This is a genomic window from Nocardia thraciensis (assembly GCF_054782435.1).
On the sequence record NZ_BAAGSM010000033.1, the window covers coordinates 10753 to 36250 of the forward strand.

Genomic DNA, 25498 nt, shown 5'->3' on the forward strand with positions numbered 1-25498 from the left:
CGCTCAGACGGTCTCGGAGCCGACGTGGGCGCAGCTCAGCTCTGTCCGCGCGGTGATACCGAGCTTGGCGAACACGTTGCCGAGATGGTGACCCACCGTTCGGTGGCTGATCCGCAACTGGGCGGCGATTTCGCGATTCGTCAGCTGCTCGGCGGCCAATCGGGCGACCCGCTGCTCTTGGGCGGTGAGTCGGTTCACCTCCCTGACGTCCGGGCTGCCCCGGCTTCCCGGGGGGCCGGTGAGGTCGTGCTCGCGCTGGGCACGGCGGCGCAGCGGCTCGGCCCCGAGCCGATCGAACAACTCGGCGGCGCCCGCGAGCTGGATGCGCGCGTCGGTCCGCCGACGGGCGCGCCGCAACCACTCGCCGTAGAACAGTTGCGCGCGAGCGTGCAGAAGCGGGTTCGACCGGGCATCCGGCACGTCCAGCGCGGCCCGGAAGGCACCCTCGGCACCGGGACCGCCGAGGAGCGCTCGACCGGTATGCGCGGCGGACCGAGCCCACGGCGCTCCGGTGCGCCGAGCCCAGGCTTCGAGTGCCCGCACCCGTTCATCCGCGATCTCGTGTCTTCCGATGTGCACTGCTGCCTCGGCGGTGTCGAGAGCGGCCAGCAGCGCATAGGTCGAGTGCGCCGCGTCATGCCCCGGCTCGGCCAGTCGGATCAGGATTTCCAGCGCATCTTCGGGATGCTCGTGGAACAGGAGCGCCATACCGTGGTTCCAGTAGGCGGCCGCGCTCAACGCTCGAACACCCTGTGGGAGTGAAGTATTCAGAGTGCGGGCGGTGACCTCGGCGACCACACGCTCGTCACCACGGGCGGCAGCGAGCCAACCCAGGCAGTTGCGGCATTGGGAGGCGATGTGATCGGCGCCCATATCCTCCGCCAGCCGCAGCCCTTCGATGGCCGATGATTCTGCTTCTGCCCAACGACCGGCGAAGTTGTCGAGCATCGCGGTCCGCGCCAGCGCGCCGGCGAGCCGGGCATGCTCGGAAGTGCGCCGCAGATAAGGGATTCGGCGGCGCAGCGCATCGCCCATCGGCCTGCCGATACCCCAGGCCAGCCCGAGTGGTGTCGGCGGAAGCAACCGCAACATCGTGGCCCGGGCCCGCGCGACCATATCCTCGGCATCGGGCACAGCGGCCGATGCCGAGGCGACGGGTACGTCGTCACTCCACCAGGTCAGCACAGCGGGTAACGCGGCCCGATTCGCCGTGTCGAGCCCGAGCGACAGCTCGGCCGCCCGGGCCTGCAGATCGCCACGCCCGGCCGACCAACCGGCGCGCATGGCCATCGTGCCCAGTTCCAGCGCCGTGTCCGGATCCGCTACCCGAGCCATATCGGTGATCAAGTAATGGTGCGCCAGCTCGGGCATACCTCGGGCGAGTTCGATGACGCCTCGCAAGCCCTGGCTACGCCGGGCGATATGAGCGCCGGGCGCCAGCCGTTGCGCGTCATCGAGCAGGCGCTCGGCGGTGGCCACCCGCCCGGCATCCCACGAAACCCGCGCCGCCGCAGCGAGTCGTTGGGACGCGTCGAGCGGTGCGGGCGAGAGTTCGGCGGCGCAGCGCAACGCCCGTACCGCCGCAGTCGTGTCCCCGCGGAGCCGGGAGCGCTCCGCGGACCGTTCGAGCAATATCGCGACGTCCTCGTCGCGGTCATGCGCCGCGGCGGCGAGGTGCCAGGCGCGATTCTCCGCATCGTCCGGCAGCGACGCGGCCAATGTACGGTGTGCCCATCGTCGTGCCGCGGGACCACACCCTTCGTAGACAGCTGCGCCGACGATGGGATGCCGGAACCCGACTCGGTTGCCGGCGACGTGGAGCAGACTCGCGTTGGTCGCCTCCTCCCAGGCGGCCTCATCAGCCCCCGAAGCACAACCGGCTCGCTGCACCGTGAGCCGGTCGCCGTGGTCCTCGGCCGCCGCGAGCACGGTCAGCAGCTGAGCCGCGGGGCTGAGAGCCTCGATCCCCGCGCGGAAGGCCCGCTGCAGGCGGGGTCCGACAAGTCGGCATTCGCGATCCTGCCGGCACTCCGGGTTGTCGCGGGCACCCCCGAACACGGCCAGTTCCTCCAACGCCAGGGGATTGCCGCCCGCCTGTTCGACCATATGCTGAACCGTCGGCCTGTCGGTGTAGGGCGCCACGGTCGTCAGAAGCTGCCGTGCGCTCTCGTCGTCGAGGCCCGCTACCCGCAGATCGGGTATGCCTTCCCACGGCCGGGTAGCCGGGTCACTGTGATCGGCGAGCACGACAATCACGGGATCGGCCCATGCTCGCCGAGCGACAATTCCCAGGCACAGCGCGGTGTCCTGATCGAGCCACTGCCCGTCGTCCACCACGACGAGCACAGGCTGCTGTTCGGCAAGCCCGCCGAGTAATGCGAGCACAGCCGAGCCGACCAGCAGCCGGTTCACCGGCCCACTGCTCGACGCGAGCGCATCCCGCAATGCCGCGGCTCGACCCGCCACCGACGACTCGACGTGACCGGCCAGCGGCCGCAGCAGTCCGTGCAGCCCTGCAAAGGCCAGATCCGACTCGGGCCGGGTGGCTCGATAGCTCAGCCGGAGAAGATCCGCAGCCTGATCGTGAATGTATCGCAGCAGGGCGGACTTTCCGATACCAGGCTCGCCCCACAGCGCGAGCGCGCCACCGGTCCCGGCGCGGGCCCGCGAGAGAAGTTCGTCGAGAACCGCGACTTCGTCTCGCCGCCCGAACAATTGCGCCGAGCCTGCCGGTGGGGGAACTCCGCCAGTGCGCCCGCCGAGGGTATGCCCTGTCACGCCGCGCGTTCGGACCGGACGAGCTCGCGGGCTCGCGGCGCGACCTCATGGCCGAAGAGGTCCAGGTCAGCAGGGTCGTCGGAGGCCAGGATGAATCCGGAAATTCCGTACTGGAGGGCGAGGTCGGCGATGTGTTCAGCCCAGTCACCGGGAGTTCCGTCGAACATGCCGCCGCCGGCGCCGCCGGTGAACCGGCCGCTCAGGTTGAGCGTACGGGTGACCGCGGTGGGCTCGCGACCGGCGGCGGACGCTGCCTCGTCGATCTGCTCGTTCATCGCCTCCAGTGCTGCGGGGCCGGCGGGCAGGTAGCCGAGCGAGGGCAACCAGCCGTCGGCGATCCGGCCGGTCAGTCGCAGCATGCGCGGCTTATAGGCCCCGATACGTATCGGTATCGGGTGGGCGGGCGCGGGTCCTCGCTTCGCGCCCGCCACGGCATAGAACTCTCCCCGTAATTCGAGCGGGCCCGTCTCGTCGGTGGCCCACAGCCCGCGGATCACCCCGATGGCTTCCTCCAACGCCCGTACGGCGTCTCCCGGCGCAAGCCGCCGGCCACCCATCGCGACGATGCCGTCCCAGAACGCGCCGGCACCGATACCCAGCTCGATCCGTCCACCGGTGAGCCGGTCCAGGCTCGCGGCGGCGCGGGCCAGCACCGCCGGGGGGCGCAACGGAAGACTCAGCACATTGCCGCTGATCCGGATTCGTTCGGTGCGCGCCGCAACGTACGACATCAAGGTCCAGGTGTCCTGGAACGCCGCCTGGTACGGGTGGTCCTGAAAGCTGACGAGGTCGAGCCCGGCCCGCTCGGACGTCAGGGCCAGCTCGACCGGCGCCTGGGGCGGGCGAGCGACGGGGGTGATGAAGCTGCCGAACCAAAGGGCGTGGCCGTAGTCGGTCATCGGTCTCTTCCTCCTGAGGTATTCGCCGCGGGAGTGAGGGCGAAGTTGTCGCCGAACACACCCTCGGGGTCGTAAACGGTCTTGAGCTCACGCAACCGGGACAGAGTTCGTGGGGGCCATGCCTCGGCGAGACGTCCGGGCCGGAGGCTGGACTCGAAGCTGATGTAGAGACCATCGAGGAAGGGGCGCAGGCGGTCCCATGCCTCGTCGACCACCTCGTCGATACCGCCCATCACCACGAGCGAGAAGTTCGCGTCGCGGTGAGCGTAGGCGGTGGCATCCGTGGGGATATCGGCGACGGCCCCGCCGACCGAGCGGAGCTGGAACCATCCGATTGCACCGCTGCGGAGCACGCGGCCAGCCGCCGCGGCGAACTGCGGGGTGATGTGCCGGAGCAGACCGCTACGGGAGACCGGTTCACCGTGCGAAACCGGTGCGTCGTCGCTCGCGTTGTCCATCACGCCCGCATAGGACGAGATAACGACGTCCTGGGCATACAGTGGCGAGATCGCCGCCAGCGGCTCCAGCCGAGCGAGTACCGTTTCGCGATCCGCGGCGTCGACCATGGTGCGACTCAGCGCCAATGCCGGTCGGCCGGCCCGCGGAGGGGGCACGATGACGAAGCTGGTGAGGTCCCGCGGTGAGTTCTCGACCACGCGACCCCACTCGACGAGATAGCGTTCGAGGTCGCTCGCGTCCTGAGCGAGCTGGGCGAATGCGACCGGTCCGACTTCGTCGGCCTCGAACTCGAACGCGGTAACGATCCCGAAGTTCGCCCCCGCGCCCCGAACAGCCCAGAACAAATCCGAGTTCTCCGAATCGCTGGCCCTTACGGCCGAGCCGTCCGCGAGCACGATCTCCACGGCACGCAGGCGGTCGATGGTCAGCCCGTGCCCGCGCGCGAGGTACCCGATTCCCCCCGCCGTGGCGAGGCCCCCCACTCCGACGCCGCCGTAATCGCCCGAGCTCAACGCCCAGCCGTGCGGCTCCAGCGCGGCCGCCACCTCGGCCCAGCGCGCCCCCGGCCCGATGCGCACTCGCCGCGTCTTCTCGTCGAGCACCTCGATCGTGTTCATCAGCGATACATCGATGACGATTCCGCCGTCGTTGGTGGAACGTCCGGAGATTCCGTGTCCGGCACTTCGGCGAGACAGGGGTACGCCGGGGTGCCGACGGGCGAACGCTACCGCCTGTGCCACCTGCTCGTTCGTCTCGCAAGATGATCCCGGGCGCGCCGCCCCGAAGGTATCCGGACCGCAGCCGCGCATAGGCCAAGTCTCCGGGCTCGACAACCTCGGCCATTTCCGATGGAACGCCGTCGTAGTCGATCCCGGGACGACGCCTGGCAAGCGCTGCGGATCGGCGTACCCGTGCGCTCGACCACTCGGGCGGCAGGGCTGCCGCCGTGGCCGCCCGCAGGGCGGGAACGACCTCGGTCGCGAACGTGACCGCGACGCCTCGATCGGCGGTGTCGAGCACAACCGTGCCCACTCCGTGTTCGACGACGAGTGGCAGCAGATCGGTCACCCAGTCGGCGGCGGTGCCGGTGAATATGCCTGTGCGCTCCCCGAAGTCACCTCGGATCGTCACCCTCCTGCGGATCTCGCGGGGATCGCGACAGGCCTCCCGCGCCGACTCGTCGATTACCCGGTTGCCCGCTGCCAGTGCGGCGATATCCTGCCCGCTCGTCGACCATTGGTCAGCTTGCTCGCCCACGAGCCGCAACACATTTCGGTCCTGGCCATCCACGACGATCGGCACGTCGTGGGCGGGTGCCGACTTCTGCGCCCCAGCGAGCCGGTAGAAGCGGCCGGCGAATCGGCCGAGGCCGCGGTCGAGGACATTCCACAGCTCGCGGACGACGTGGATCGCCTCGCCGAGTGCCGCGTCGGTGTCCTCGGCCGGCCACCCCGCCTCGCGCCCCGGGCTCATCGTCGCGGAGTCGGCCGAGGCCGGGTCCGCCGGGAGAATCAGATCGACTCTGCCTTCGCTGAGGTGGTCCAGGCTTGCGACGGCCCGGGCGAGCATCGCCGGTTGGCGGGTCGGCATTGCTTCCACCGACAATCCGAGCGAGCTCGTGGTCGCTGCAATCCACGACGACACGGTCCACGGCTCGAGGTCGGAGCCGTCGGTGGTGCCGGCCGGAACGACGAGCAGATCCAGCCCCTGCTGTTCGGCAAGGCCCGCCCATTCGACCGGACAGCCTCCGCGACCCGCGTCGGTAGGCATCCGCAGCCCGAATTTCAGGCGGTGTCCGTAGTTCACAGCGCGTCATGTCGGGCGGGGCGTGTGTTCATGACAGAAGGGTGCACACCAACAGCCACGGACAACAAGTGGGAGGTGACCTAGTCATAAAAACTGACTCGCTCTGGTATTCTTGCCGAATGGCCAGTCCCCAACCGTCCGGCGAATCCTTCACTCCCCCCGGCCAGAATCGGCCGGACACCTACGAGCACATCGACGACGACGTGTGCCGCAGTTTCCAGCGGTCGGTCGAGCTAGTGGGCAAGAAGTGGACTGCCGCGGTGCTCTTGGCGGCGATGCGGGGGGCTCGCCGGTTCATCGATTACCGCTCACGGATCACCGGAATCTCGAATCAGCTACTGTCCCAGCGTCTCCGCGAACTCGAGGGCCACCAACTGATCGAGCGAGTCGTGGTGCCGACGACACCGGTCCAGATCCTGTACCGGCCCACCGAACGAGGCGCCGACCTGATGCGTGTTCTGCACCCCCTCGTCGAGTGGAGCGCCACGAACGAGGAATGAGAATGCGTCCCAGCTCGTGACCTCACCTGAGCGGACGAGCGTCAAAGGCCTCCCGAGGGTCTACCGCACAATCAGCTCTCGCCGCTCACGCACCCAAATGAACACGATTCGGGAGAGTGGCGGATCCGGTGACCGATTCGCGGTTGACGGATGATCTTTACCCTCGAATCGAGTCCGGCGCCCGAACTCATCGGGCTCGGCCGCCACGGACCGCGCCCGGCTCGGTGACCTGCGACCCGGACGGCGTCTTGGCCGACAGCTTCTCCCCACCCGTCCCGTGACCCGGATGTGAGCACACGATGACCGACTACGGACACGATCCGATCTTCGGCTGCTTCGTCACCCCCGCCGCGCGGCCGCCGCAGCGCCCGGTCGAGGTCTCGGTCGTCGCGGAACGAGCCGGGCTCGACCTCGTGACGCCGCGCGCACCCAGCGAATCCGGATCTGCGCCCACGTGCTCAACCTGCCGTTGCGCCCGCCCTCGGTCCTCGCCCGCGCCGCCGCGAGCCTGGACCTGCTCAGCGACGGCCGAGTCGAGATGGGCCTGGGCGCCGGCGCGTTCTGGGCATTGATCAGTGCCCCGCTCGGGCGCGAACGAGGAGACGAAAAATGTCCATGTCCGGCGGACGGCAGATTTCGAGAGGAGCGGTTATGAGTGGTGTGGTGCGGCTCTACCGGCATGGTGGCCCTGACCAGCTCGTGTACGAGACCGAAGCGGTGCGCAGCCCCGGTGTGGGAGAGGTGCTCCTGCGTCAAGAGGCCATCGGCGTCAACTTCGTGGATACCTACTTCCGCAGCGGCGCCTTCCCGCTCCGCGCTCTGCCCGCCGTGCTCGGCGGCGAAGGCGCCGGCGTCGTCGAGGCGGTCGGTCCCGAGGTGTTGCTGGTCGCAGCAGGCGACCGCGTCGGCTACTACTTCTCACCCGGTGCCTACGCGGCGAAGCGCCTGATCGCCGCGGCGGACCTGATCCCGCTTCCCGCGGATATCCCGGCGCGAGAAGCTGCCGCACTGCTCGCCAACGGGCTCACCGCATGGGGGCGGCTGCACCGGGTGTACCACGTCGAGCCCGGCAGCGTGGTCCTGGTCAGCGGAGCGACCGGCGGGGTCGGCTCGGTACTCGCGCCGTGGGCCGAGCATCTCGGTGCGACGGTCGTCGCGCTCGTCTCATCGCCCCCTCGCATTTCTGCCGCACGTGCGCTCGGCCTGCAGCACGTCGTCGTCGCCGGTACCGGCGAACTGAAGAAGACGATCGACGAGCTCGGCGCCGGCGTGGACGTGTTCTACGACACCGTCGGACGCGCTACCTTCGCCGAGGCGGTGTCCGTTCTCCGCGACGGCGCCACCCTCGATCTTCTCGGTGCGGCATCCGGGCCACCGGAGCTGGACACCGCAGACCTGAAGCGCAGGGGCATCACCCCGACGCAGTCGCCGGCCGCCAAGTACCTACCCGACCGCGCCACGGTGCTCACCGCGGCCGGCGACCTGTTCGCCGCCTGGCATGCCGGGGTTTTCCGAAACCGCCCGATCCGGACCTATCCCCTGTCCGAGACGGCCTCGGCCCACCGGGACCTGGAAGCGCGCATCTCCGAAGCCGCAATCGTCCTCCTGCCGGAGAGCAGCGCCCGATAGCCCGGGCGCGTCGCGCGGGCCGCGAAGCCATCCGGGTAGCGGCCGGCTCGCGGGCTTGAGTATGCCGCTGCGGCACAGTGTTCGATCAATACGTAATCGAGTGCAGGAACCGAGCGAACTGGAGACCGAGCATGACCGGAGACCCGACCGACCAACGGCCTGAGCTGATCGATATCGAAAGGTTCTTCGCCGACCCGCAGTTCGCGAACCCCTCGATTTCCCCCGACGGCACCCGCATCGCCTACCTCTCCCCACACCGGGGCCGACGTAACGTCTGGGTCCGCGGCGTCGACCAGACCCATGACGATGCCGTCCCGGTCACCCACGACACCCGACGCGGGATCACCACCTACTACTGGAACGACGACCCCCGCTGGCTGCTCTACCTGCAGGACACCGACGGAAACGAGGACTGGCACCTCTTCCGCGTCGACCTCGACGACCCCGGAGCGCCCGCCGTCGACCTCACTCCGCTGGACCCGGGTTCGCGGGCGCTGGACGCGGAACCGCTGCCGTCGGTACCCGGCAGTGTGCTGGTGACGATGAACCGGCGCCCGCTGTTCTTCGACACATTCCGCATCGACGTCGCCACCGGCGAAACGACCCTGCACCTCGAACAGGACGATCCGACCGCCGCCGTCCTGCTCGACCGCCGCGGTGAACCCGTATTCCACACCGTGCTCGCCGCGGACGGCACCGTCGAGATCTCCGCGATCGACCCCACCGGGGAGAAGCGGCCACTGCGCCGGCTCGGTGGCGCCGAACACCCGATGGGTGTCTACCCCCAGCAGGTCACGGCTGACGGGAAAGGACTGCTGGTCGGGTCCTTCCAGGACGGCGACGACCTGCGGTTGGTCCGCATCGACCATGAGACCGGGGCGGACACCGTCGTCGCCGCGGTCGACGGCCACGACCTGGATATCAGTGGGATGATGCTGCCTGGCGTGCTCCCGCCTCCTGTCCACAACTATCGGCGTACCGGCGAAATATTCGCCGCCCGCTTCGTGGCCGACCGATCCCATATCGAAGTCCTCGACCCCCGATTCGCCGAAATCTATGCCCAGTTGCGGAAACTGTCCGACGGCGTGCTCGGCACCTTGTCCGGCGACGACTCGGGACAGCGCTGGATCGCCACCTTCGTCCACGACCGCGACCCCGGTGTCACTTGGTTCTACGACCACACCACCGGCGAGGCCCGGTTGCTTTTCCGTGCCTACCCCGATCGCGACCCGAATACCCTGGCCCGCATGCAACCCGTCGATTTCCCGGCCCGCGATGGGTTGCACCTGCACGGCTACCTCACCCTGCCGGTCGGTGCCGAGCCGCGGAACCTTCCGCTGGTGCTGGCGGTGCACGGCGGGCCCTGGTACCACGACTCCTGGGGGTACAGCCCGGACGCGCAGTTCCTCGCCAATCGCGGCTACGCGGTACTGCAGGTGAATTTCCGCGGCTCGCTCGGCCACGGGAAACGCCACGTCACGGCCGCGATCGGTGAATTCGCCCGTGCGATGCACGACGATCTGATCGACGCCGTCGAATGGGCCGTGGACCGCGGCTACGCCGATCCCGACCGCCTCGGCATCTACGGCGGCTCCTACGGCGGGTACGCGGCCCTCGTCGGCGTCACCGTCACGCCGGACCGCTTCGCCGCCGCTGTCGACTATGTCGGCGTCTCCGATCTCGCCAATTTCCTGCGCACCCTGCCGCCGTTCACCCGGGCCCTCAGCGTCAACAATTGGTACCGCTACGTCGGCGACCCGGACATCCCGGAGCAGGAAGCCGATATGCTCACCCGGTCCCCGATCACCATGGTCGACAAGATCCGCACCCCGCTGCTGGTCGCCCAGGGCGCCAACGATGTCCGTGTTGTCCGCGCCGAATCCGACAATATCGTCGCCCGGTTGCGCGAGCGCGGTGTCCCGGTCGAATACTTGGTCGCCGACGACGAGGGACACGGCTTCGAGAACCCGGAGAACCGGATCATGCTGTATCGCGCGATCGAACAGCACTTCGCCCGCTACCTCGGCGGCCGCAGCGCCGACCGGCCCGAACCGCTCGCGGTGAGCAAAGACCTGGCCAGGTGACAGCCGCCGCGCCCGGAGTCGGCGACGGCGCGGCCGCCCTGCTGTTCGGATGTGTTCCTAGAAAGTCACATCCTTGCAGTTCAGAGCACCTTAAGGCCGAGCACCTCTCCCGGGTTTCAGAGATGGGAGTTCATTCGGTCGGGGCGGGACAGATGCTGCCGATGACCTGTTTCAGCGGCCCGTCTGATCGCTTCGAGCACCCGGTGGCGATCGAGTGCGACCGCGAAGTCCGGCGCATTGGCGGTTCCGTCGCGGAGGTCGGCGGCGAACTGGGCGTAGAGGCGGGCGACTCCCGCTGCGGGTGCGTCGAGTTGCAGGTCGGGAGCCGCATAGGCGGGAGGGACCTGTAGCACTTGGACAGGCTCGCTGCCGCGGCGCAACGTGATGGTGAAATCGGTGAAATGGATGTAGCCCGACGCCGACTCCACACGCAGACTGCCCTCGGTGCCCTGGATCTCCCATACCGTCGCCGAGCCGGCAGACTGCCCGCCGCTGTAGTGCAGCGAGGTGACGATCGCGCCTTCGAGAACGCCGGCGACGACGATCTCATCTGGCGCGTCCCTCGGCAGCGACGCGCCATCGGAGAGGCGGACGCCGTCACCGCGCTGGTTGGCCACGACGGCGGACAGACTCTCGAACGTGCCGAGCACGCGCGCGAGCGGTTCGAGCCCGTGGCCGAGCATGATACTCAGCAGCGTGGCGCCATGCTTTGCGCGAGCCATATACTCGACCGGCGGGTCATATCGGCCGACCCACATGTCGTCGGCCAAATGCGCTCGGATGCTCGTGCTGAGCGGCTTGCCAATCACGCCTTGCGCGATGAGGTCGCGAAGGAAGAGGATCGGCGGGTGCAGGCCACCCTGCAACCCGACAACCGTCCGCAGCCGCCGCTCGCGGGCAAACCCCTCCAGCGCTTCGGCTTCCGAAAGGTTTCTTGCGAGAGGCCATTCGCAATAAACCATCTTGCCCGCGGCCAGCGCGTCGGAAACAATCTGCTTGTGCTCCGGCACCTTGACCGCAACCACCACCAGGTCGACCTCCGGTCGCACGACCAGAGCCTCATGTGTGTCGAAGGCGAGATCGGCGCCCAACCGACGAGCGGTCGCGTTCGCGCTCTCCATACGAGTCGTACTGACGGCGCGGATCTGGAATGCGTCGAGCGCCTGCAGCGCCGGGACGTGAGCAATTCCGCCCCAGCCCCGATCGGCACTAGCCCCGATAAGGCCGACGCCGATCCGGGTATTTTCTGAATTCAGCATATAGGGTGCTCCTGCCTTGTGCAGCCCCGGCAAATGCTCCCCGGACTGCGTCACGATGATTCGTTTCCGGACAAAGGCGTGGACACTCGAGCTCACCATGGCGAGCGAGCAATAATTGCCGTTCGCGTAGCGACCGCGGGGTTTGAGCCCGAGTGACCCAGGCGCAGGTTTACACCTGAGCCCAGTGGGCCTCGAGTTCGCGCGCGACATCGGCCGGACGCTCTATCATCGGCCAGTGCGAGCTGCGCAGCTTGAAGACGGCACGTGCGCGTGTGGCATTACCGAGCTCGTCGGCGAAGCGGTGCGGAAGAAACGGATCGTCCAGGCCCCAGATCACTAGCGCTGGTGCGGTCACGTTGCTCAAACCTGGCTTCCACTCCGCCCCGACCTCGATCGCCGAACGGTAAAGGGCGAGAATGCTTGCTCTCATAGTGGCATCGAGATGCCGGACCGATTCGTTTGCCGCGTCGCGCGGCATCTGCGCCTCGTTGAGGCTTGCTGCGAACGCCTCGAGGTCGAGGTCCGCCATCCATTGCTCGCCCTCGCCTGGCGTTTGCCAGATCTTGGCAAGATAGTGCCACGGATACTCCGGATCGATCGGTCCGCTGATGCCTGTCCATGTCCGCACCAGATCCGGTCGGAGAGACGCGAGACGGCCCGTGAGCAGAGACCCCCAATCATGACCGACCAGGTCGACGGGTTCGCCGATTTCTTCGATCTTCTCAATAAGCCAATCGAGATACTCTTCTTTCGTCGACGTGAATCCCGCTGGTAGGGGTACGCCAAACCCGGGGAGATCGATCGTCACAATATCTTCGCGTTGAAGATAGGAACGGACAGTGTCCCAAAGCCGGTGGGTATCAGGTACACCATGAACGAGGACTGCAGGCATTTCGGATTCTCCAATTGATTGTTGTCGTGGTTGAATGGCCGGTCGGCCGAGTCAGGGAAGGAGGATGACTTTGCCGTGGGTGTGGCCCGTGGCCATACGCCGTGAGCCTCAGGAACCCTTCAGCGGGTCCGAACCTATGCCGGCCGCCCGTGCCCGCGGATCGGTCGCCGTATCCGTCACGGCAGTAATGCACGGCGCCTCAGCGCCGCAGAGCGAACTGACGCGCCAAGTTCCGCTCTTAAAACTTGACGCGTCAATAAGTGGGTCTAGGATGTCCTCAGGGCTCCGACTCGGGGAGTCCACAGCCGCAGTCGCGGGCGCTGCGCCCACCGATGCCGGGGCTGTGCACTACACGACGACGACAACCCGGGAGTCGACGATCATTTCGACCGACGCGGGAGCGATGGCCGTCGAGGACGGCATTTTCAAGATCAAGGCATCGAGCGGGGAAGTGCTGGCCGGAACGGAGCTGTCGTTCCGCGTGGACGACTTCGTGTTCCCGATCGCCACCGAGATTCGCGACCGGACCGCCACTTTGACTCCCCGGTTCGATCTCGCCCACGCCACCTATAGGCCGGTGGCCCTGCCCTATGAGGATCAGGCCCCGTTCAAAACCCCCTACGATCGCGAACTGGCCGCCTGGTCTCGCATGACCAGCACCATCAGTGCGGGAGCCACGATCGGAACTCTCGTCGGCGGGATCGCCGGTGGCGCCGTGGGCTGCGTGCTCGGTGGTATCGCGGGCGCGACCGTGGCCGCCGCCACCATCGTCGGCATGTTCGGGCCCTTCGTGCCCGCGGCGGTGGTCGGCTGCCTCGGCGGCATCGTCGCCATCGGCGCGCTGGGCACCCTGGCCGGACAGATCCTGGTCACCGCCCCCGTGGCGATCCTGGCCGCGGCGCAATACTTCACCACCATCAACCAGCCGTTCATCCCGGCGCCGGGTAAGTAACAACGCAGGGCGCAACTGCACCGAGGGGTGGCACAGTCACGCGGTGCCACCCCTCTGTTCTGAAAGTTGTTGCCTGCGTTGACAGGTGGAGTGTCCCCCAGCGGAGCAGCGGTCGGTGGGTCGACTCGGCGCTGCCGGGAAAGCCCGCCGATCGGCGGGGCGGAAACCGAAACCTGACGGATGGTCCGCCGCCCGCCGCGGCGGCGACATTGTCCGTATGACCTCGACCAAGCCGCCGCAGGAGATACCTCCGCTGCCCGCAACCCCGCCCGAAGACGCCGCGCCGGGGCCCTCGACAGCGCGGCTGGTCGGGGTGGACCTGGCCCGGGCGCTGGCGGTGTTCGGCATGTACACCGTGCACGTCGGGCCCCCGCTGTCGGCCACCGACGGTGTCGGCAGTTGGATTCGATACCTGGCCGAGGGCCACTCCTCGGTGCTGTTCGCCACCCTCGCCGGGTTCTCACTCCTGCTGATCGCCGGGAGGCGGAAACCGAAGACCGGCCTGGCGGGCCGACAGGCGAAAGCCCGGATCGCGATCCGCGCTCTGATTCTCATCGCGATGGGCACCGCCATGACGATGGCCTACGGGGACGTGGTGATCCTGGCCATCTACGGCGTGTTCTTCCTGCTCGCCCTGCCGCTGGTCCGGCTGAGCGCCAAAACACTCGCGCTCGTCGCGGCCGCGCTCGCGCTCGTCACACCGCAGCTGGCATTCGTCCTGAGACCACTACTCACCGAACCGATCCGGCAGAGCATCGACGCCTACGACCCGCTCGAGAAGCTCAGCGGCGTAGGCGTGCTCGATCTGCTGCTCACCGGCATGTACCCGACGATCACGTGGATGCCGTTCGTCATCGCCGGCATGGCGCTGGCCCGCCTCGACCTGGCCGCCACCGCGGTGCGGGTGCGGGTGGCCGCACTCGGCGCCGCCCTCGCCCTGCTGGCATATGGCATGTCCCGGCTGCTGGGCGGTCCGGACGCGCTGAAGAGTATGGCGGAATCCATGCCGGGTAGCGATGCGTTGCCGCCCGCGGCGGGCAGCGGGGCGTTCCCCTCCCAGGGAGCCTCGTCGCTGTTGCTGGCCGGACCGCACAGCGGCACGACATTCGACATCGTCGGCAGCGTGGGCGTCGCGCTCCTGGTGATTGTGGGCGCGCTGGCAGCGATGAACAGACTGGCGTGGCTGCGACGCCTGGCGACGCCGCTCATCGCCGTGGGCGCCATGTCCCTGACCGCCTACGTCGGCCACTTCGTCGCCATGTCCGCGCTGTCCATGTCCGCCGGGCCCGGCGGCGACCACCAGACCTCCTGGGTGCCACTACTCGTGCTGATCCTCGCAGTCACCGTGTTCGCCACACTCTGGTCCCGCTACTTCCGACGCGGACCCCTGGAATACCTGCTCAACACCGCCACCAAACCCGCGAAACACATCCGCTGAGCCCTCCCTGCCGGGTGACGCGCCGCATGCGTCACCCGGCCTACTCGTCGTTCAGGACGTCGAATGCCAACAGCCCGAACACAATCGAGGTCGTCCCGCAGGGCCGACCCGCCGACCTCAGCGGACCGCGGCCCGTTCCTCGATCCGCAGCGCGCGCACCAGTTCGCGGACAGCTCATCGGTTTCCACCAGCTCGGCATGCGAGCCCTGGGCGCGAATACGGCCGTCCTGCAGCACCACGATGTGGTCGGCGTCGACGACCGTCGAAAGCCGGTGCGCCACAGTGATTACGGCACCCACCTGCGCCCGCTGACGGATGCACTCGTGAATCGCTGTTTCGGTGATGCCGTCGGCATGCACGGTCGCCTCGTCGAGCAGCAGCACATCGGGTGCACCGAGCAGCGACCGCGATGCGCTGGCGTAACGGTGACACGCGCTGTGCCTGATTCACAGCGCATCTCCGATTCTGCGGGCTCGTTGTCCGCGGAGGAACCCGCCGAGTGGAGGTATCCACTCCCGCCGATGGCGGGGTCGAGTACCGTACGAATGGGCGGTGAAACATCGAATAACGTTGGCGGACCGCCGAATTGCCGGTGCATTGCGGGATCGCTGCCGATCTGCACGTGCACCGACACTGTGAATTCAGCCGCGTGGCAGCCGCAGTTCGACGCGGAAACCACCATCGCCGGTGCGACCGCAGTCCAGTTGTCCATCCAGCAGTTCCGCACGCTCGGCCAGCCCGATGAGACCGTGACCCGATCCGGGCAGCGGAATCGCGGTCCGGGTGGGCGGTGTGTTCGCGACGACTACACCGAGCCGGTCCGCCTCGGCGAACAAGCGGACTTCGGCGGTGGCGCCGGGGGCATGCTTGCGGACGTTGGTCAGCGCTTCCTGAACCGTCCGATAGATCGCGCGCTGTGCCGCGCCGGTGATGTCGGCGGGCAGGGCGCCGGTCAATTCCACTGGCAGACCGCTGGATTCGATGAGTGTGTGCAGGTCCGCCAGCGTCGGCTGGGGTGTGAGCTCGGTGCTGTTGCCGCCCGATGCCCGCAGCAGCGTCACCAGATGCCGCAGTTCCTCGAGCGTGGTGACACTCAGTTCCCGGATCGTGCGTGCCGCATCCCGAGTGCCGGAATCGGGTGCGCCGACCATCAACGCCCCGGCCCGCACGGCGATCAGACTGACCTGATGGGAGACGACATCATGCATCTCCCGGCCGATCTGCGCCCGTTCACGGGCCAGCACGGCCTGCGCGTGCAACCGTCGTTCGTGATCACGCGCCTCTTCGATTTCCACCAGCCGCTGCGCGAGTTCGTCTCGTGCGCGCACCAATTGGCCGAAGAAGACCGGTGCGACGGCCTGCCCCACCGCGTACGCGGTGTAGGCGATGGCGTCGGTGCGCAACGGCTCCGCGAACGGGCTCGGCACCGCGATCGCGACGGCGACCACGGCCGCGCAACCCAGCGGCACCACTCGATCGGCGGACTGCTTCGCCACGGTGTAGAGGGCGATCGCGGGCGCGACGACGATTTCGGTCAGCGCCGCCGCCGGCAGCGTCAACACGAACGCGAGCAACGGCCACCGTCGCCGGAAAACCAGCGCGGCACAGGCGATCACGGCCATCCCAAGATCTTCGGGCTCACGATGAGCGCTGCCCAGCCATGCGTCGACCACCGCGATCGCCACCAGTGCGGCGTCGCTCAGCCACCGTGGTGGCCACCCGCGCGGCATCATCGTTGCTCGGGTGACCCGGTGAGCAGTCCGGCGCGCTGCGCTACCAGCGCCGCCTGCACGCGGCTGCCGACCCTCAACTTGGTCAGGATCGCGCTGACATAATCCTTGACCGTTCCCACGCTCAGAAAAATCCGCTGGCCGATCTCCGCGTTGGACAACCCCCCGGCCAGTAGCACAAGCACCTCGCGTTCCCGGTCGGTCAGAGCATCGACGCGCGCGACCTCGGCGTCGGAGGCGGCCATTCGGCCCAGCGCGTTGTCCGCGTGCAGCAGCGTCGCGGCCGCCTTCGGCGACATGACCACACCACCCGCGGCCAGCGTGCGGACCAGTTGCGGCAGCTGGTCCGGCTCTGTGTCCTTCAACAGGAAACCCGCCGCACCGGAACGCAAAGCGGTGACGATGTATTCATCGGTGTCGAAGGTCGTCAGCATCGCCACCACCGGCGGCTCGCTCATCGCCCGCACCTCGCGCAGCACGGCCAGCCCGTCCACCTCCGGCATCCGGATATCCAGCAGCACCACATCCGGACGCTGTGCACCGATCAGCTCGACGGCACCGCCACCCGCGCTCGTCCCCACTATCTCGATATCCGGCGCCGTCCCGAGGATCGACTCGAACCCGGACCGCACCAACGCCTCGTCATCGACGATCACCACCCGAATCATGCAATGACCTGCTTCGCTGTCGTATCGAATGTGCCCGTGCTGAACCACGCACGACGGTACAACCCCAGGCTCATCAAAGACTCCGGTCTCGGCAACACGCCGAGTGGCGATCGAATCCAGCCGAACGACGCATCGTTCCAGCCACTCGGCGGATTGTTATCTGTACCGCTCATGCTGATTACAACCGCAGGTCTCACATTCGAGTCGTCGTGGTTGACAATTCCCGCCCAGGCGATGTCTTCGGAAAATTGGCGACGGCAGACCGCCGGGCTCCCCCAACAGGCCGAAACACAGCCCGCCGTTCCGCAGGAACATGAACCGTCCCGGGTTTGGGCGCGGTCCAATGCATAGCGCCGGGGGTGGTGGGTAGTGCGTGGTTGTGGCACGAACGCCACAGCAAGCGACACCTGATGATCGTGAAGGAGGTTCAGCAATGGCTGACCAGAACAATCCCGGTCAATTCGGTAACCGCACGGACACCGAGGAGCAGGCCAGCCGCGGCGGCCAAGCCAGCACCGGAAGCTTCGGCGAACGCAACGCCGCCGACCCGCACGAGGCGGGTCGCAAGGGGGCCGCTGCGCAGCCCACCGAGGCCAAGTCTCAGGGCGGGCAGCACAGCCACGGTGGCCACTGACGGCCGTAAGGCCGCACTACGACGGCTATAAGAGCCGAACACGATGCCGGGCGGCGTCTACCGCCCGGCATCGCCGTGCTGAATCTATTTCTGTGTCGCCGCCTAGCTCACGGAAGGCCTGCGCCAATCGTTGGACGTTGAACGCTCGATCGCCAGCTGAACTTATGTGTTTACGCACCCGCGCATGTTTAGCCCGGTGTCAGGGGGTATTGCGCGGGGGTTACTCGTTTGGGCGGTGCGCTCGCACTCGGATCCGTGTGGAGGAAATGTGTCGCAGGTGACCATCGGCGTACTGGCCGACCCGGATCTGCCGGCGCGGCTCGCGCAGCATCTCGCCGATGACCTGCCGGAGGCGTTGCACGATTGTGGAGGAGACAATGCGACATGGCAGATCGAGGTCCTGGGCGACCCGTTCGAGGCGATGCACCCCGGCGACGACTATCTCATCGACAAGGCGCGCCACCATGTCCGCGACACCTCCTGGGATCTGGCACTGTGCCTGACCGACCTGCCATTACGCGACGATGGGGGCGTGATGGTCGCCACCGTCGACAGCGAACGTCACGTGGTGCTCGTCTCCGTGCCTGCGCTGGGCGGCCTGCGGCTGCGGCACCGGCTGACCGAGCTCGCATTGGCCGTCATCGGCGCGGTCCGGCAGCGACACCGGGTATCGGACGATATCTCGGAGATCCTCGCGGCCCGGTTACCGCGGGGTATGCGCGCTCGGCCCGGTGACGCGACCGGCGAAATTTACGTGCACCGCGCTCGACTGCCGGGCGTCGCCACGTTGCTGGCGGGCATGGTGCGTGCGAATCGGCCGTGGCAGTTGATTGTCGGGTTGTCCAACGCATTGGCGGGTGCGCTGGCCGGCACGGCCTTCGGCGTGCTCTATTCCAGTATCTGGCTGTTGGCCACCGCGCTCGGTCCGGTGCGGTTGACCGCCGTCACCGTCGCCGCGCTCACGACCCTGATCGTGTGGACCATTGCGGGACACAGCCTGTGGGAGCGGCACGTCCCCGGCAGGCTCCGACCGCGCGACCCCGACCGCGCGCTCCGCAATGCCGGCACCCTCACCACCGTCGCGGTCGGCGCCGTCACGTTCTTCACCGTTCTCTATCTGCTCGCGCTCGCCGCCGTCGCGGTGGCGATCCCACCCAGCTATCTGGCAACCGTATTGGCGCGTCCAGCCGAGGCGCGGGACTACTTCACCATTGCGCTGATGGCCACGGTGCTCGGCACCATCGCAGGCGCGGTCGGGTCGGGTCTGGAGGACGACGTCACCGTCCGCAAGGCCGCCTACGGGCACCGCGAACTCGAACGCCGCCGCCGCGCCGAGCAGCTCCGCGACACCCCGGATCCGTGACGAGACGACCGTCCCCGCTCCGTTCCGCCGGATGGCAGCAGACCCCGTCGCGACTGCGGGAGTTCGCCCCGGGTGTCGATGTGCGGCTACCCGGCGGCCGATGCGTCAACCCTCGCCCGGCCGGGGCCCGGATCCCGGTCGGTGCCTTCCTCGACCTCGTCGAACTCGAAGTGCAGCGATTCGACGCAGCGGTCGAATTTGCGTCTCATTTCCGATTCGCTGTCGGCGCCGATGAAGATGTCCGCCAATTCGTAGCTGTAGCTGTCCTGCGCGGGAAGTCCGGACAGTCGTATCCCCTCGGCGGGCACCACATCGATGGTCACACCGGGAATCTCGCGTTCCAGCCGGTCGATTTCATCGCCGGTGGGGACGCGTGTGACGCGGGCGTCGGAGAACTTGCGGTAATACCATTTCGCGGCGATCTTGTAGCGGCCCTGGCCGCGCGGCAGAGCGGGGTCCAGCCCCAACCCCAGCCGGATCATGCAGTGGTGGTTGGGTATGCCGTCCACGGCTGCGAACAGTTCGGCGTGGGATTGGGAATGCCGTGCGTTGATCTCGAGCACCGATACCCGGCCGCTGTCGGGGTCGCAGAAGAATTCGATACTGAACATGGAGTTGTTCAACCCCATCTGCGTGATGATACGTTCTGAGATGTCGAACATCCGGGCCACCGTGTCGGGCGGCAATTGGGACGGATACTGGTGTCGCAGGAAGCAGGCGGTATCGGGATAGTTGACAGAGTCCAGGGCGCCGTTGAGGACGACTTTTCCTTGGTGCACATACCCTTCGGTGGCCGCCTGCACTCCGGCGAGCGTCTCCTCGGCCAGGCAGGCCTGGCCGCCGACCTCCGCGATCTCTCTGGGCAGCTGGATCTGATCGAGAATGAATTCGAACGGCCTGCCGACCCGGGCCACCCCCTCGCGAATCCGGTCGACGGCCTCATGGAATTCGCCGTCGTCGTGGACATGGAAGGCCAGCTCCGAGGAGAAGGATTTGACCGGTTTGAGCCACACCGGAAATTCCATGCCGCTCGGCAACCGGGGCTCACCCTCTAGGTCGACGATGCCGAAACGTGGCAAATCATCGAGTACCTTGCTTTGTTCGAGCCGACTCCAGTATTTGTGCTCGCACTTGACCACCGCTTCGAGTTCGGTGCTGGGCAGGCCGAGCGGTTTACACAGCATGGGGACGAGCGCGGTGACCGGGAAGTCCCAGTAGCCGACGATAGCGCCGATATCACCGTCGAATGCGTCTAGTATCCCCTGCGCCTTGTGGAGCAGGTCCTCGACCGGGATCTCGCCCTCCTGGCACTCTTCCACACTCAGCAGAGGGTGGTACCGGAGCTTTCCGGCTCCGGGAATCTGTTCCAGGGTGCGGAGATTGCTCTCGTCCAATGCGATGACGAAGATGTCGGTGTTTTCCATGGGCCTATCTCGCTTCCTGCACAAGCCTGGTCAGTTGCTGCATCGCGTGTCGTGCTTCCGGGATGTCGGAGAGGAGCCAAGCGTGGAACATGCCCTCGTATTCGAAGTAGTCGAGGTCGACGCCTTCGTCCGCGCAGCGCGCGCGAAAGCGGCGAGCGTCGGCGAGCAGCACATCGCGGGTGCCGATGAACAGGCTCAAGCGCCCCGGCGTAGCAGCGGGCGCGAACAGCGGGCTGATCGCCGGATCCGCGCGGTTCTGCCCGCCCGCGTACAGCCGTCCCGCCTCGGCCAGGCCCGCGACGCCGAGGTAGGGGTCGCGGGGGTCGATGTCCTCGGCCGCTGGATCGGACATGGTGACGTCGAGCCACGGCGAGATCATCACTACTTCCTTCGGTCCTGTCTCGCCCGCCGCGGCGATCGTGCGTGCCAGCACCAGCGCGAGCGCTCCGCCGGCCGAATCACCCATGAACACCTTGTTTTCCGGGGCGGTGGCGGCGAAAGCCCGGTCGTGCGCGGCGGTGACCATGGGGACGGTGTCGCCAGGATGGTGGTGCGGCGCGAGCGGGTAGAGGGGCACGGTGACCGTACACCCGGTCCGGTCGACCAAGCGCGACAGGAACTTCCAGTGATCGCGCTGGATCTGATGCACGTACGCGCCGCCGTGCAGGTAGAAGACGTGCCGGGAACTGCTGCCGTGCCGGGGACGGATCGTGAAGACCGGCCGTCCGTGCACCTCCCACTGCGTCACCCGATGACGTCGGCCCAGCATCACCGGCGGCCTGTCCCGCCGGGGCCGCTGGCTTCCGGCGATGCTGTGGCGCAGCGCTTCCGCGGAGGCGAAGGTCCGCTTGGCGCCGGTCAGCCGCAGCGCCGTGATCAGCATCCGGGCCCGGAGGCTGAGCGTCCCGGACTCCCGATCCGTCTGTCGCTGGATGTCAGACATGGTCACGAGGGATCCTCCGCTTCCAGTTCCGCGAGTACGTGCGCTGCTCGCCCTCGAACCCGTCGAGTTGTGCGTGCACAACGAAATCCGTTGGCGTGCAAGTGACGTGAGTGCGAGTTTCGGTTCTGGTCAGCCAGTCGCCGCGGGAGAAGGTCATCGACCACAGGGTTTCCGCTGTGGCGGAACAGAAGTCGTCGGCCTGCCAGCGGTAGTGTTCGCGCACCCGGCGGTCCACCAGCAGGTCGTGCTCGTCGAAACGCACCAGCCCGGCGTCTTTCACGATGTTGAGCGCCGAGTGGTAGTCGATCAGATCGCGAGATACGGTCCATTTCTGTTCGCCGGGGGTGATCTGGCTGGTGGGCATCGGCTCCGAGCCCTCCGGAGGACCGAACGGCTGCGGCGGGATCTCGTCGGACTCCGCGACCGGCCGGATCGGCAACCGGAGACTGCTGCCCTCGGTATGGACGGTCAACCGCGCAGGCTCCGGCGGCGGCCACGCCAGCGGCCAATACGACGACGACACCGACAACCGGATCCGGTGCCCGGCGGGAAAGGCCTGTGCCACCGCGTTGAGCTGCACGGTGACGCGGTACCGCTCGCCGGGTTCCACCGGACGCGGCTCGTCATGACCGTTCCGATGGGTCAGATTGAGCAGGCCGTAGGTGACGCGGGTCGCCCGGCCGTCGGGGTCCACGTCGGACAATCTGGCCGCGACCATGGCGACCGGTTTGTCGGCGGACACCTCGAGGATCACGACGGGCGCGCCCAGGATTTCGCAGCGCTCGGTCAGCTCGCCGGTGTCGAACACCAGTGAGCCGCCGTCCTCCTCACGCTGGTCGTACGGGAGATCCGGCGGTGCGCTGTAGGACGCCCACTTCCCGGCGAACTGACCCACCGACAACGGCGACTCCAAACCCAGATCCGATGCCGGTAGATCTTCCCCAGGACACCCGATCCGATATCTGGCCAGCGGATACTCGACGGTCCGCAGATGCGGCGAGGGCCAGCTCGGTTCGCCGACCCACCGGCCGGGCCGGTCCTCGTAGGCCGTCGACGGTGGCACGCTGTCCTGCATCCAGGTGTAGAGCATCGGCCCGTCCATCACACCGTTGTCGATATCCCGCAGCCAGTGGTCCCACCAGCGCACCACCTCCTGGAGGTAGCCGATGGCCGGGCCCGGCTCGCCCAGGTGCGGATACTTGTGCGACCAGGGACCGATCAGTCCCTTGCGTGGCACGTCCAGATGCGCGAGCAACCGGACGACCGCGTTGGAATACCCGTCGGCCCACCCACTCGAGGCCAGCACCGGGATCTGGACATCGGCGTAATCCTCACACACCGACGCTCGCCGCCAGTACTCGTCGCGACGCTGATGCTCGAGCCAGTTCGCCGCCCACAGGCTGCAGTTTTCCAACCGCTCGAACCACATCTCGCGCCAGCGATCGCCAACCAGCGCGGGATCGGGCGGCAACGTGCTGTAGGCGAACATGGTCGCCGACTCGGCGATATTGTCCGACAGCAGCGCGCCGCCCATGTAATGCATGTCGTCGGCATAGCGATCGTCGGTGAACGACGAGATGACGATGGCGCACAAGCCAGGCGGCCGCCGCGCCGCGACCTGCAGGGAGTTGAACCCGCCCCAGGAGATCCCCATCATGCCCAGCCGACCGTCGCACCACGGCTGTTCGCCCATCCACGCCAGGACATCCTCGGCATCGCGATGTTCCTGCTCGAGATATTCGTCGGCGAGCACGCCCTCCGATTCGCCGGTGCCCCGCAAATCGACTCGCACACAGGCGTACCCGTGCGCGGCCATGTACGGATGATGGATCGAATCACGCACCGCGGTGAGATCCCGTTTGCGGTAGGGAATGTACTCCAGCACCCCCGGAACCGGTTGGTCGTCCGCGGCGGTCGGCCGCCAGACCTTGGCCGCCAGCCGTGTCCCGTCCGCCATCGGGATCCACACGTGTTCGTCCACGGTGACCTGCCGAGGCAGCGACGTTACCGTCCGCATCCGCTTCCTTTCCGTGGGGGCGCGTATCCGCTCGGCTACCCGTTCGTCGGCGGGCTACACAACGCCGCCTACATCGCCGGTTTCGCGCCCGTTGCGGGCTCGCGCTCGGAAAGGTTGTCGCACAACAGTTCCGGCGACGACCGCGCGATATCATCGCTGGGTACGCATTCGTTTCGGGAGTGATACGAACCAGGTGCGCTTTCCCGCCGGTCGGCGGGCGTCGGGCGGGCGCTGCAAACTTGGATTCAGGGTGTCGGGCGGAGTACCTCGCGGCTTTGTGTGGCGGCGCGCAGGATGCTTTCGCTGAAGAAGTCGCTGAAGCGGGCCATGTCCTCGAGGCGCGTGCCGGTGGGGGTGTCGCTGCCGAAGATGTCGACGCCCTGCCGCGTGATCTCGGCGAACTGGGCCATTCGGCGGGCGCTGTCGATCGTCGACTGGTACCAGACGTTGTTGTCGACGATGTAGCGGACGCGTCGGCGTTCGTCGGATTCTCGGCGGACGAGACCCTGGCTTTCCAGGAATTTGATCGCCTTGGAGACCGAGGGCGGGCTGATCTGGAGGCGATGCACGAGTTCGGATGCGGTGAGGCTGCCCGCGTCGGATGTGAACAGGCAGGTCAGCACCCGGGCCATTGTTCTGGACATGCCCTGCTGGATGAGCAAGGTGGTGAAGGTTTCCTCGTAGTGGCGCACGGCTTCGGCGTCGCGGCCGTGGCCCGGCGCCTGCGGCCGCCGCTTGCGGGGGACGGTCCGGGCGCGCTGGTGAGCGCGGCGTTCGGTGGCGCGTTGGGCCAGGTCCGCGCGGTAGGCCGTGGGGCCGCCGTTTCGCATCACCTCACGGGTGACCGTCGAGGTCGGGCGGCCGAGGCGGCGGGCGATCGCGGCGTAGGAGAGGTTCTCGGTCAGTCCCAGTGCGATCTGCTTGCGGTCGGCCTGGGTGAGCCTGCCTCCCGACATCGCGATCTCCTCGGTGCTCATCGTGCTGGTCCTGATCGCTCACGGTAGCGACGTCCGATCGTTCATCGCAACGAGGTCAGGTGATGCGTTGCGTTAGCTCCACGGCCATCGCAACAAATTTACGGTGGTTAGCTGGGTTTATATGGTTATTTCGCCGAGCAATTCGTTGCCCATGTTTGGAAAGCTACGTAGCGTTTCGACTGTCAGGAAATCGGACCCCCCAGCGCGAGACCCCAAGAGCTACCAGGAGCAGGACAGATGACGCACGACAGCATTTCCCCGACCGATTCGGTCTGGACCGGCATGGTGCCAGTCGATGACACGGCCCTGGCCGTCACCGACACCGGCGGGCACGGGGTCGCGGTGCTCTACGTCAATGGTCACGTCGCCAGCCAGCGGAACTGGCGACGCGTGATCGCCGAGCTCGGGCCGCAGTGGCGCCACCTCACCTACGATATGCGAGCCCGCGGCAAGTCGAAGACCTCGGCGGACTACTCGTTCGCCGCCAACGTTGCCGACATCGACGCGGTTCTCGCGGCCAGAGGAGTGCACCGGGCGGTACTGGTGGGCTGGTCATACGGGGCGTTCGTCGCGGCACACTGGGCCAGCCGCAACCCTGATCGCACCGTGGGCGCGGTCTTGGTCGACGGCGCGCAACCGCACGACTGGATCGATGAGATCGATATCGAGGGCATGCGCAAGATGTGGCGGCGGTTGAGTTGGGTGCTGCCGCTGCTGCGCCCGCTCGGGATGGCTCCGCGGATGACCGCAGAACAGATGGCCGACAGCAACATCGAGGCCGGGGAGATCGCACGCGAGCGCGAACTGGGGCCGGTGCTGGACAACATCACCGCCCCGACCCGGTATGTGAACGCCTCGGGCGCATCGTTCGGCAGCAAAGGCGACGAGCAGGAACGCATCCGCGCCAGCCTGTACGAAGTCGTCGAACGCAACTCCAACATCGAGATCCACGCGAAAGTGCACAGCAACCACGGCAGCATTCTGCGCAAGGACTTCCCCACGATCGCCGAGGCAGTCCGAGTGGTGGCCAGTGCGAAGTAGTCCCC

20 protein-coding genes and 1 pseudogene are annotated in these 25498 nt (G+C 67.4%); 9 read left to right on the plus strand and 12 right to left on the minus strand.

Features of this window, described 5'->3' with window-relative positions:
* Positions 1-3: 3 nt before the first annotated feature.
* The 4 genes and pseudogenes from ACYVLQ_RS21165 to ACYVLQ_RS21180 all read right to left on the minus strand — a co-directional run.
* On the minus strand, positions 4-2715 hold the full coding sequence (locus ACYVLQ_RS21165) for an ATP-binding protein (RefSeq protein WP_460699246.1): 2712 nt from the start codon (positions 2713-2715) through the stop codon (positions 4-6).
* 59 nt (positions 2716-2774) lie between these two features.
* A complete protein-coding gene (locus ACYVLQ_RS21170) occupies positions 2775-3677 on the minus strand; it encodes an LLM class flavin-dependent oxidoreductase (protein ID WP_460699247.1) in 903 nt (300 codons plus the stop codon).
* Positions 3674-4945 (minus strand): FAD-binding oxidoreductase, encoded by a 1272-nt coding sequence (locus tag ACYVLQ_RS21175; protein WP_460699248.1) that lies wholly within the window; start codon positions 4943-4945, stop codon positions 3674-3676. The genes ACYVLQ_RS21170 and ACYVLQ_RS21175 overlap by 4 nt, the downstream gene beginning before the upstream one ends.
* Before the next feature lie 328 nt (positions 4946-5273).
* Positions 5274-5906, minus strand: a pseudogene (locus ACYVLQ_RS21180) (LLM class flavin-dependent oxidoreductase); the annotation flags it as partial.
* 155 nt (positions 5907-6061) lie between these two features.
* On the opposite strand from ACYVLQ_RS21180, the gene ACYVLQ_RS21185 reads away from it, so the two are divergent.
* From ACYVLQ_RS21185 to ACYVLQ_RS21200, 4 genes are all read left to right on the plus strand, one after another.
* Positions 6062-6442: a winged helix-turn-helix transcriptional regulator gene (locus ACYVLQ_RS21185; RefSeq protein ID WP_460699249.1), complete on the plus strand. Its 381-nt coding sequence runs from the start codon at positions 6062-6064 to the stop codon at positions 6440-6442.
* Between the two features lie 454 nt (positions 6443-6896).
* Positions 6897-7097: an LLM class flavin-dependent oxidoreductase gene (locus ACYVLQ_RS21190; RefSeq protein ID WP_460699250.1), complete on the plus strand. Its 201-nt coding sequence runs from the start codon at positions 6897-6899 to the stop codon at positions 7095-7097.
* Positions 7094-8071, plus strand: a complete 978-nt coding sequence (locus ACYVLQ_RS21195; RefSeq protein ID WP_460699251.1) for a zinc-binding dehydrogenase — start codon at positions 7094-7096, stop codon at positions 8069-8071. Before ACYVLQ_RS21190 ends, ACYVLQ_RS21195 begins: the two co-directional genes overlap by 4 nt.
* 131 nt (positions 8072-8202) lie before the next feature.
* Entirely contained in the window at positions 8203-10155 is a 1953-nt protein-coding gene (locus tag ACYVLQ_RS21200) for a S9 family peptidase (protein ID WP_460699252.1), read from the plus strand.
* A 116-nt stretch (positions 10156-10271) separates the two neighbouring features.
* Here ACYVLQ_RS21200 and ACYVLQ_RS21205 read toward each other — a convergent pair whose 3' ends face one another.
* Positions 10272-11414: a Gfo/Idh/MocA family protein gene (locus tag ACYVLQ_RS21205; protein WP_460699253.1), complete on the minus strand. Its 1143-nt coding sequence runs from the start codon at positions 11412-11414 to the stop codon at positions 10272-10274.
* A 169-nt stretch (positions 11415-11583) separates the two neighbouring features.
* Positions 11584-12306, minus strand: coding sequence for an alpha/beta fold hydrolase (locus ACYVLQ_RS21210; RefSeq protein ID WP_460699254.1), 723 nt, complete (start codon positions 12304-12306; stop codon positions 11584-11586).
* Between the two features lie 271 nt (positions 12307-12577).
* Between ACYVLQ_RS21210 and ACYVLQ_RS21215 the strand changes: the two genes are divergently transcribed.
* Together ACYVLQ_RS21215 and ACYVLQ_RS21220 are read left to right on the plus strand one after the other, a co-directional pair.
* Complete coding sequence (locus ACYVLQ_RS21215; protein ID WP_460699255.1) at positions 12578-13258, plus strand: hypothetical protein; 681 nt, start codon at positions 12578-12580, stop codon at positions 13256-13258.
* Between the two features lie 217 nt (positions 13259-13475).
* Positions 13476-14696 carry a DUF418 domain-containing protein gene (locus tag ACYVLQ_RS21220; protein ID WP_460699256.1) on the plus strand — a complete coding sequence of 407 codons (1221 nt, stop codon included), beginning with the start codon at positions 13476-13478 and terminating at the stop codon, positions 14694-14696.
* A gap of 641 nt (positions 14697-15337) precedes the next feature.
* On the opposite strand, the gene ACYVLQ_RS21225 is transcribed toward ACYVLQ_RS21220, so the two are convergent.
* Both ACYVLQ_RS21225 and ACYVLQ_RS21230 read right to left on the minus strand, forming a co-directional pair.
* Positions 15338-16429, minus strand: a complete 1092-nt coding sequence (locus ACYVLQ_RS21225) for a sensor histidine kinase (RefSeq protein WP_460699257.1) — start codon at positions 16427-16429, stop codon at positions 15338-15340.
* A complete protein-coding gene (locus tag ACYVLQ_RS21230) occupies positions 16426-17094 on the minus strand; it encodes a response regulator (protein ID WP_460699258.1) in 669 nt (222 codons plus the stop codon). Before ACYVLQ_RS21230 ends, ACYVLQ_RS21225 begins: the two co-directional genes overlap by 4 nt.
* Before the next feature lie 433 nt (positions 17095-17527).
* Here ACYVLQ_RS21230 and ACYVLQ_RS21235 point away from each other — a divergent pair, with 433 nt between their 5' ends.
* Positions 17528-17728, plus strand: a complete 201-nt coding sequence (locus ACYVLQ_RS21235; protein ID WP_460699259.1) for a hypothetical protein — start codon at positions 17528-17530, stop codon at positions 17726-17728.
* A gap of 268 nt (positions 17729-17996) precedes the next feature.
* Positions 17997-19091 carry a hypothetical protein gene (locus ACYVLQ_RS21240; RefSeq protein WP_460699260.1) on the plus strand — a complete coding sequence of 365 codons (1095 nt, stop codon included), beginning with the start codon at positions 17997-17999 and terminating at the stop codon, positions 19089-19091.
* 86 nt (positions 19092-19177) lie between these two features.
* On the opposite strand, the gene ACYVLQ_RS21245 is transcribed toward ACYVLQ_RS21240, so the two are convergent.
* From ACYVLQ_RS21245 to ACYVLQ_RS21260, 4 genes are all read right to left on the minus strand, one after another.
* Positions 19178-20515 (minus strand): ATP-grasp domain-containing protein, encoded by a 1338-nt coding sequence (locus ACYVLQ_RS21245; protein ID WP_460699261.1) that lies wholly within the window; start codon positions 20513-20515, stop codon positions 19178-19180.
* Positions 20516-20519: 4 nt separating this feature from the next.
* Positions 20520-21458, minus strand: a complete 939-nt coding sequence (locus tag ACYVLQ_RS21250; protein ID WP_460699587.1) for an alpha/beta hydrolase fold domain-containing protein — start codon at positions 21456-21458, stop codon at positions 20520-20522.
* Positions 21451-23475, minus strand: coding sequence for a CocE/NonD family hydrolase (locus ACYVLQ_RS21255; protein ID WP_460699262.1), 2025 nt, complete (start codon positions 23473-23475; stop codon positions 21451-21453). Before ACYVLQ_RS21255 ends, ACYVLQ_RS21250 begins: the two co-directional genes overlap by 8 nt.
* A gap of 245 nt (positions 23476-23720) precedes the next feature.
* Positions 23721-24452: a GbsR/MarR family transcriptional regulator gene (locus tag ACYVLQ_RS21260; RefSeq protein WP_460699263.1), complete on the minus strand. Its 732-nt coding sequence runs from the start codon at positions 24450-24452 to the stop codon at positions 23721-23723.
* A gap of 237 nt (positions 24453-24689) precedes the next feature.
* On the opposite strand from ACYVLQ_RS21260, the gene ACYVLQ_RS21265 reads away from it, so the two are divergent.
* Positions 24690-25493 carry an alpha/beta fold hydrolase gene (locus tag ACYVLQ_RS21265; RefSeq protein WP_460699264.1) on the plus strand — a complete coding sequence of 268 codons (804 nt, stop codon included), beginning with the start codon at positions 24690-24692 and terminating at the stop codon, positions 25491-25493.
* Positions 25494-25498 lie beyond the last annotated feature (5 nt).

Bases quoted from the DNA above. Each gene is read 5' to 3' on its own strand.
- ACYVLQ_RS21170 (WP_460699247.1), bottom strand. From the start codon at position 3,677: ATGACCGACTACGGCCACGCCCTTTGGTTCGGCAGCTTCATCACCCCC.
- ACYVLQ_RS21175 (WP_460699248.1), bottom strand. From the start codon at position 4,945: ATGCGCGGCTGCGGTCCGGATACCTTCGGGGCGGCGCGCCCGGGATCA.
- ACYVLQ_RS21185 (WP_460699249.1), top strand. From the start codon at position 6,062: ATGGCCAGTCCCCAACCGTCCGGCGAATCCTTCACTCCCCCCGGCCAG.
- ACYVLQ_RS21195 (WP_460699251.1), top strand. From the start codon at position 7,094: ATGAGTGGTGTGGTGCGGCTCTACCGGCATGGTGGCCCTGACCAGCTC.
- ACYVLQ_RS21200 (WP_460699252.1), top strand. From the start codon at position 8,203: ATGACCGGAGACCCGACCGACCAACGGCCTGAGCTGATCGATATCGAA.
- ACYVLQ_RS21205 (WP_460699253.1), bottom strand. From the start codon at position 11,414: ATGCTGAATTCAGAAAATACCCGGATCGGCGTCGGCCTTATCGGGGCT.
- ACYVLQ_RS21210 (WP_460699254.1), bottom strand. From the start codon at position 12,306: ATGCCTGCAGTCCTCGTTCATGGTGTACCTGATACCCACCGGCTTTGG.
- ACYVLQ_RS21215 (WP_460699255.1), top strand. From the start codon at position 12,578: ATGTCCTCAGGGCTCCGACTCGGGGAGTCCACAGCCGCAGTCGCGGGC.
- ACYVLQ_RS21220 (WP_460699256.1), top strand. From the start codon at position 13,476: ATGACCTCGACCAAGCCGCCGCAGGAGATACCTCCGCTGCCCGCAACC.
- ACYVLQ_RS21225 (WP_460699257.1), bottom strand. From the start codon at position 16,429: ATGATGCCGCGCGGGTGGCCACCACGGTGGCTGAGCGACGCCGCACTG.
- ACYVLQ_RS21230 (WP_460699258.1), bottom strand. From the start codon at position 17,094: ATGATTCGGGTGGTGATCGTCGATGACGAGGCGTTGGTGCGGTCCGGG.
- ACYVLQ_RS21235 (WP_460699259.1), top strand. From the start codon at position 17,528: ATGGCTGACCAGAACAATCCCGGTCAATTCGGTAACCGCACGGACACC.
- ACYVLQ_RS21245 (WP_460699261.1), bottom strand. From the start codon at position 20,515: ATGGAAAACACCGACATCTTCGTCATCGCATTGGACGAGAGCAATCTC.
- ACYVLQ_RS21250 (WP_460699587.1), bottom strand. From the start codon at position 21,458: ATGTCTGACATCCAGCGACAGACGGATCGGGAGTCCGGGACGCTCAGC.
- ACYVLQ_RS21255 (WP_460699262.1), bottom strand. From the start codon at position 23,475: ATGCGGACGGTAACGTCGCTGCCTCGGCAGGTCACCGTGGACGAACAC.
- ACYVLQ_RS21260 (WP_460699263.1), bottom strand. From the start codon at position 24,452: ATGAGCACCGAGGAGATCGCGATGTCGGGAGGCAGGCTCACCCAGGCC.
- ACYVLQ_RS21265 (WP_460699264.1), top strand. From the start codon at position 24,690: ATGACGCACGACAGCATTTCCCCGACCGATTCGGTCTGGACCGGCATG.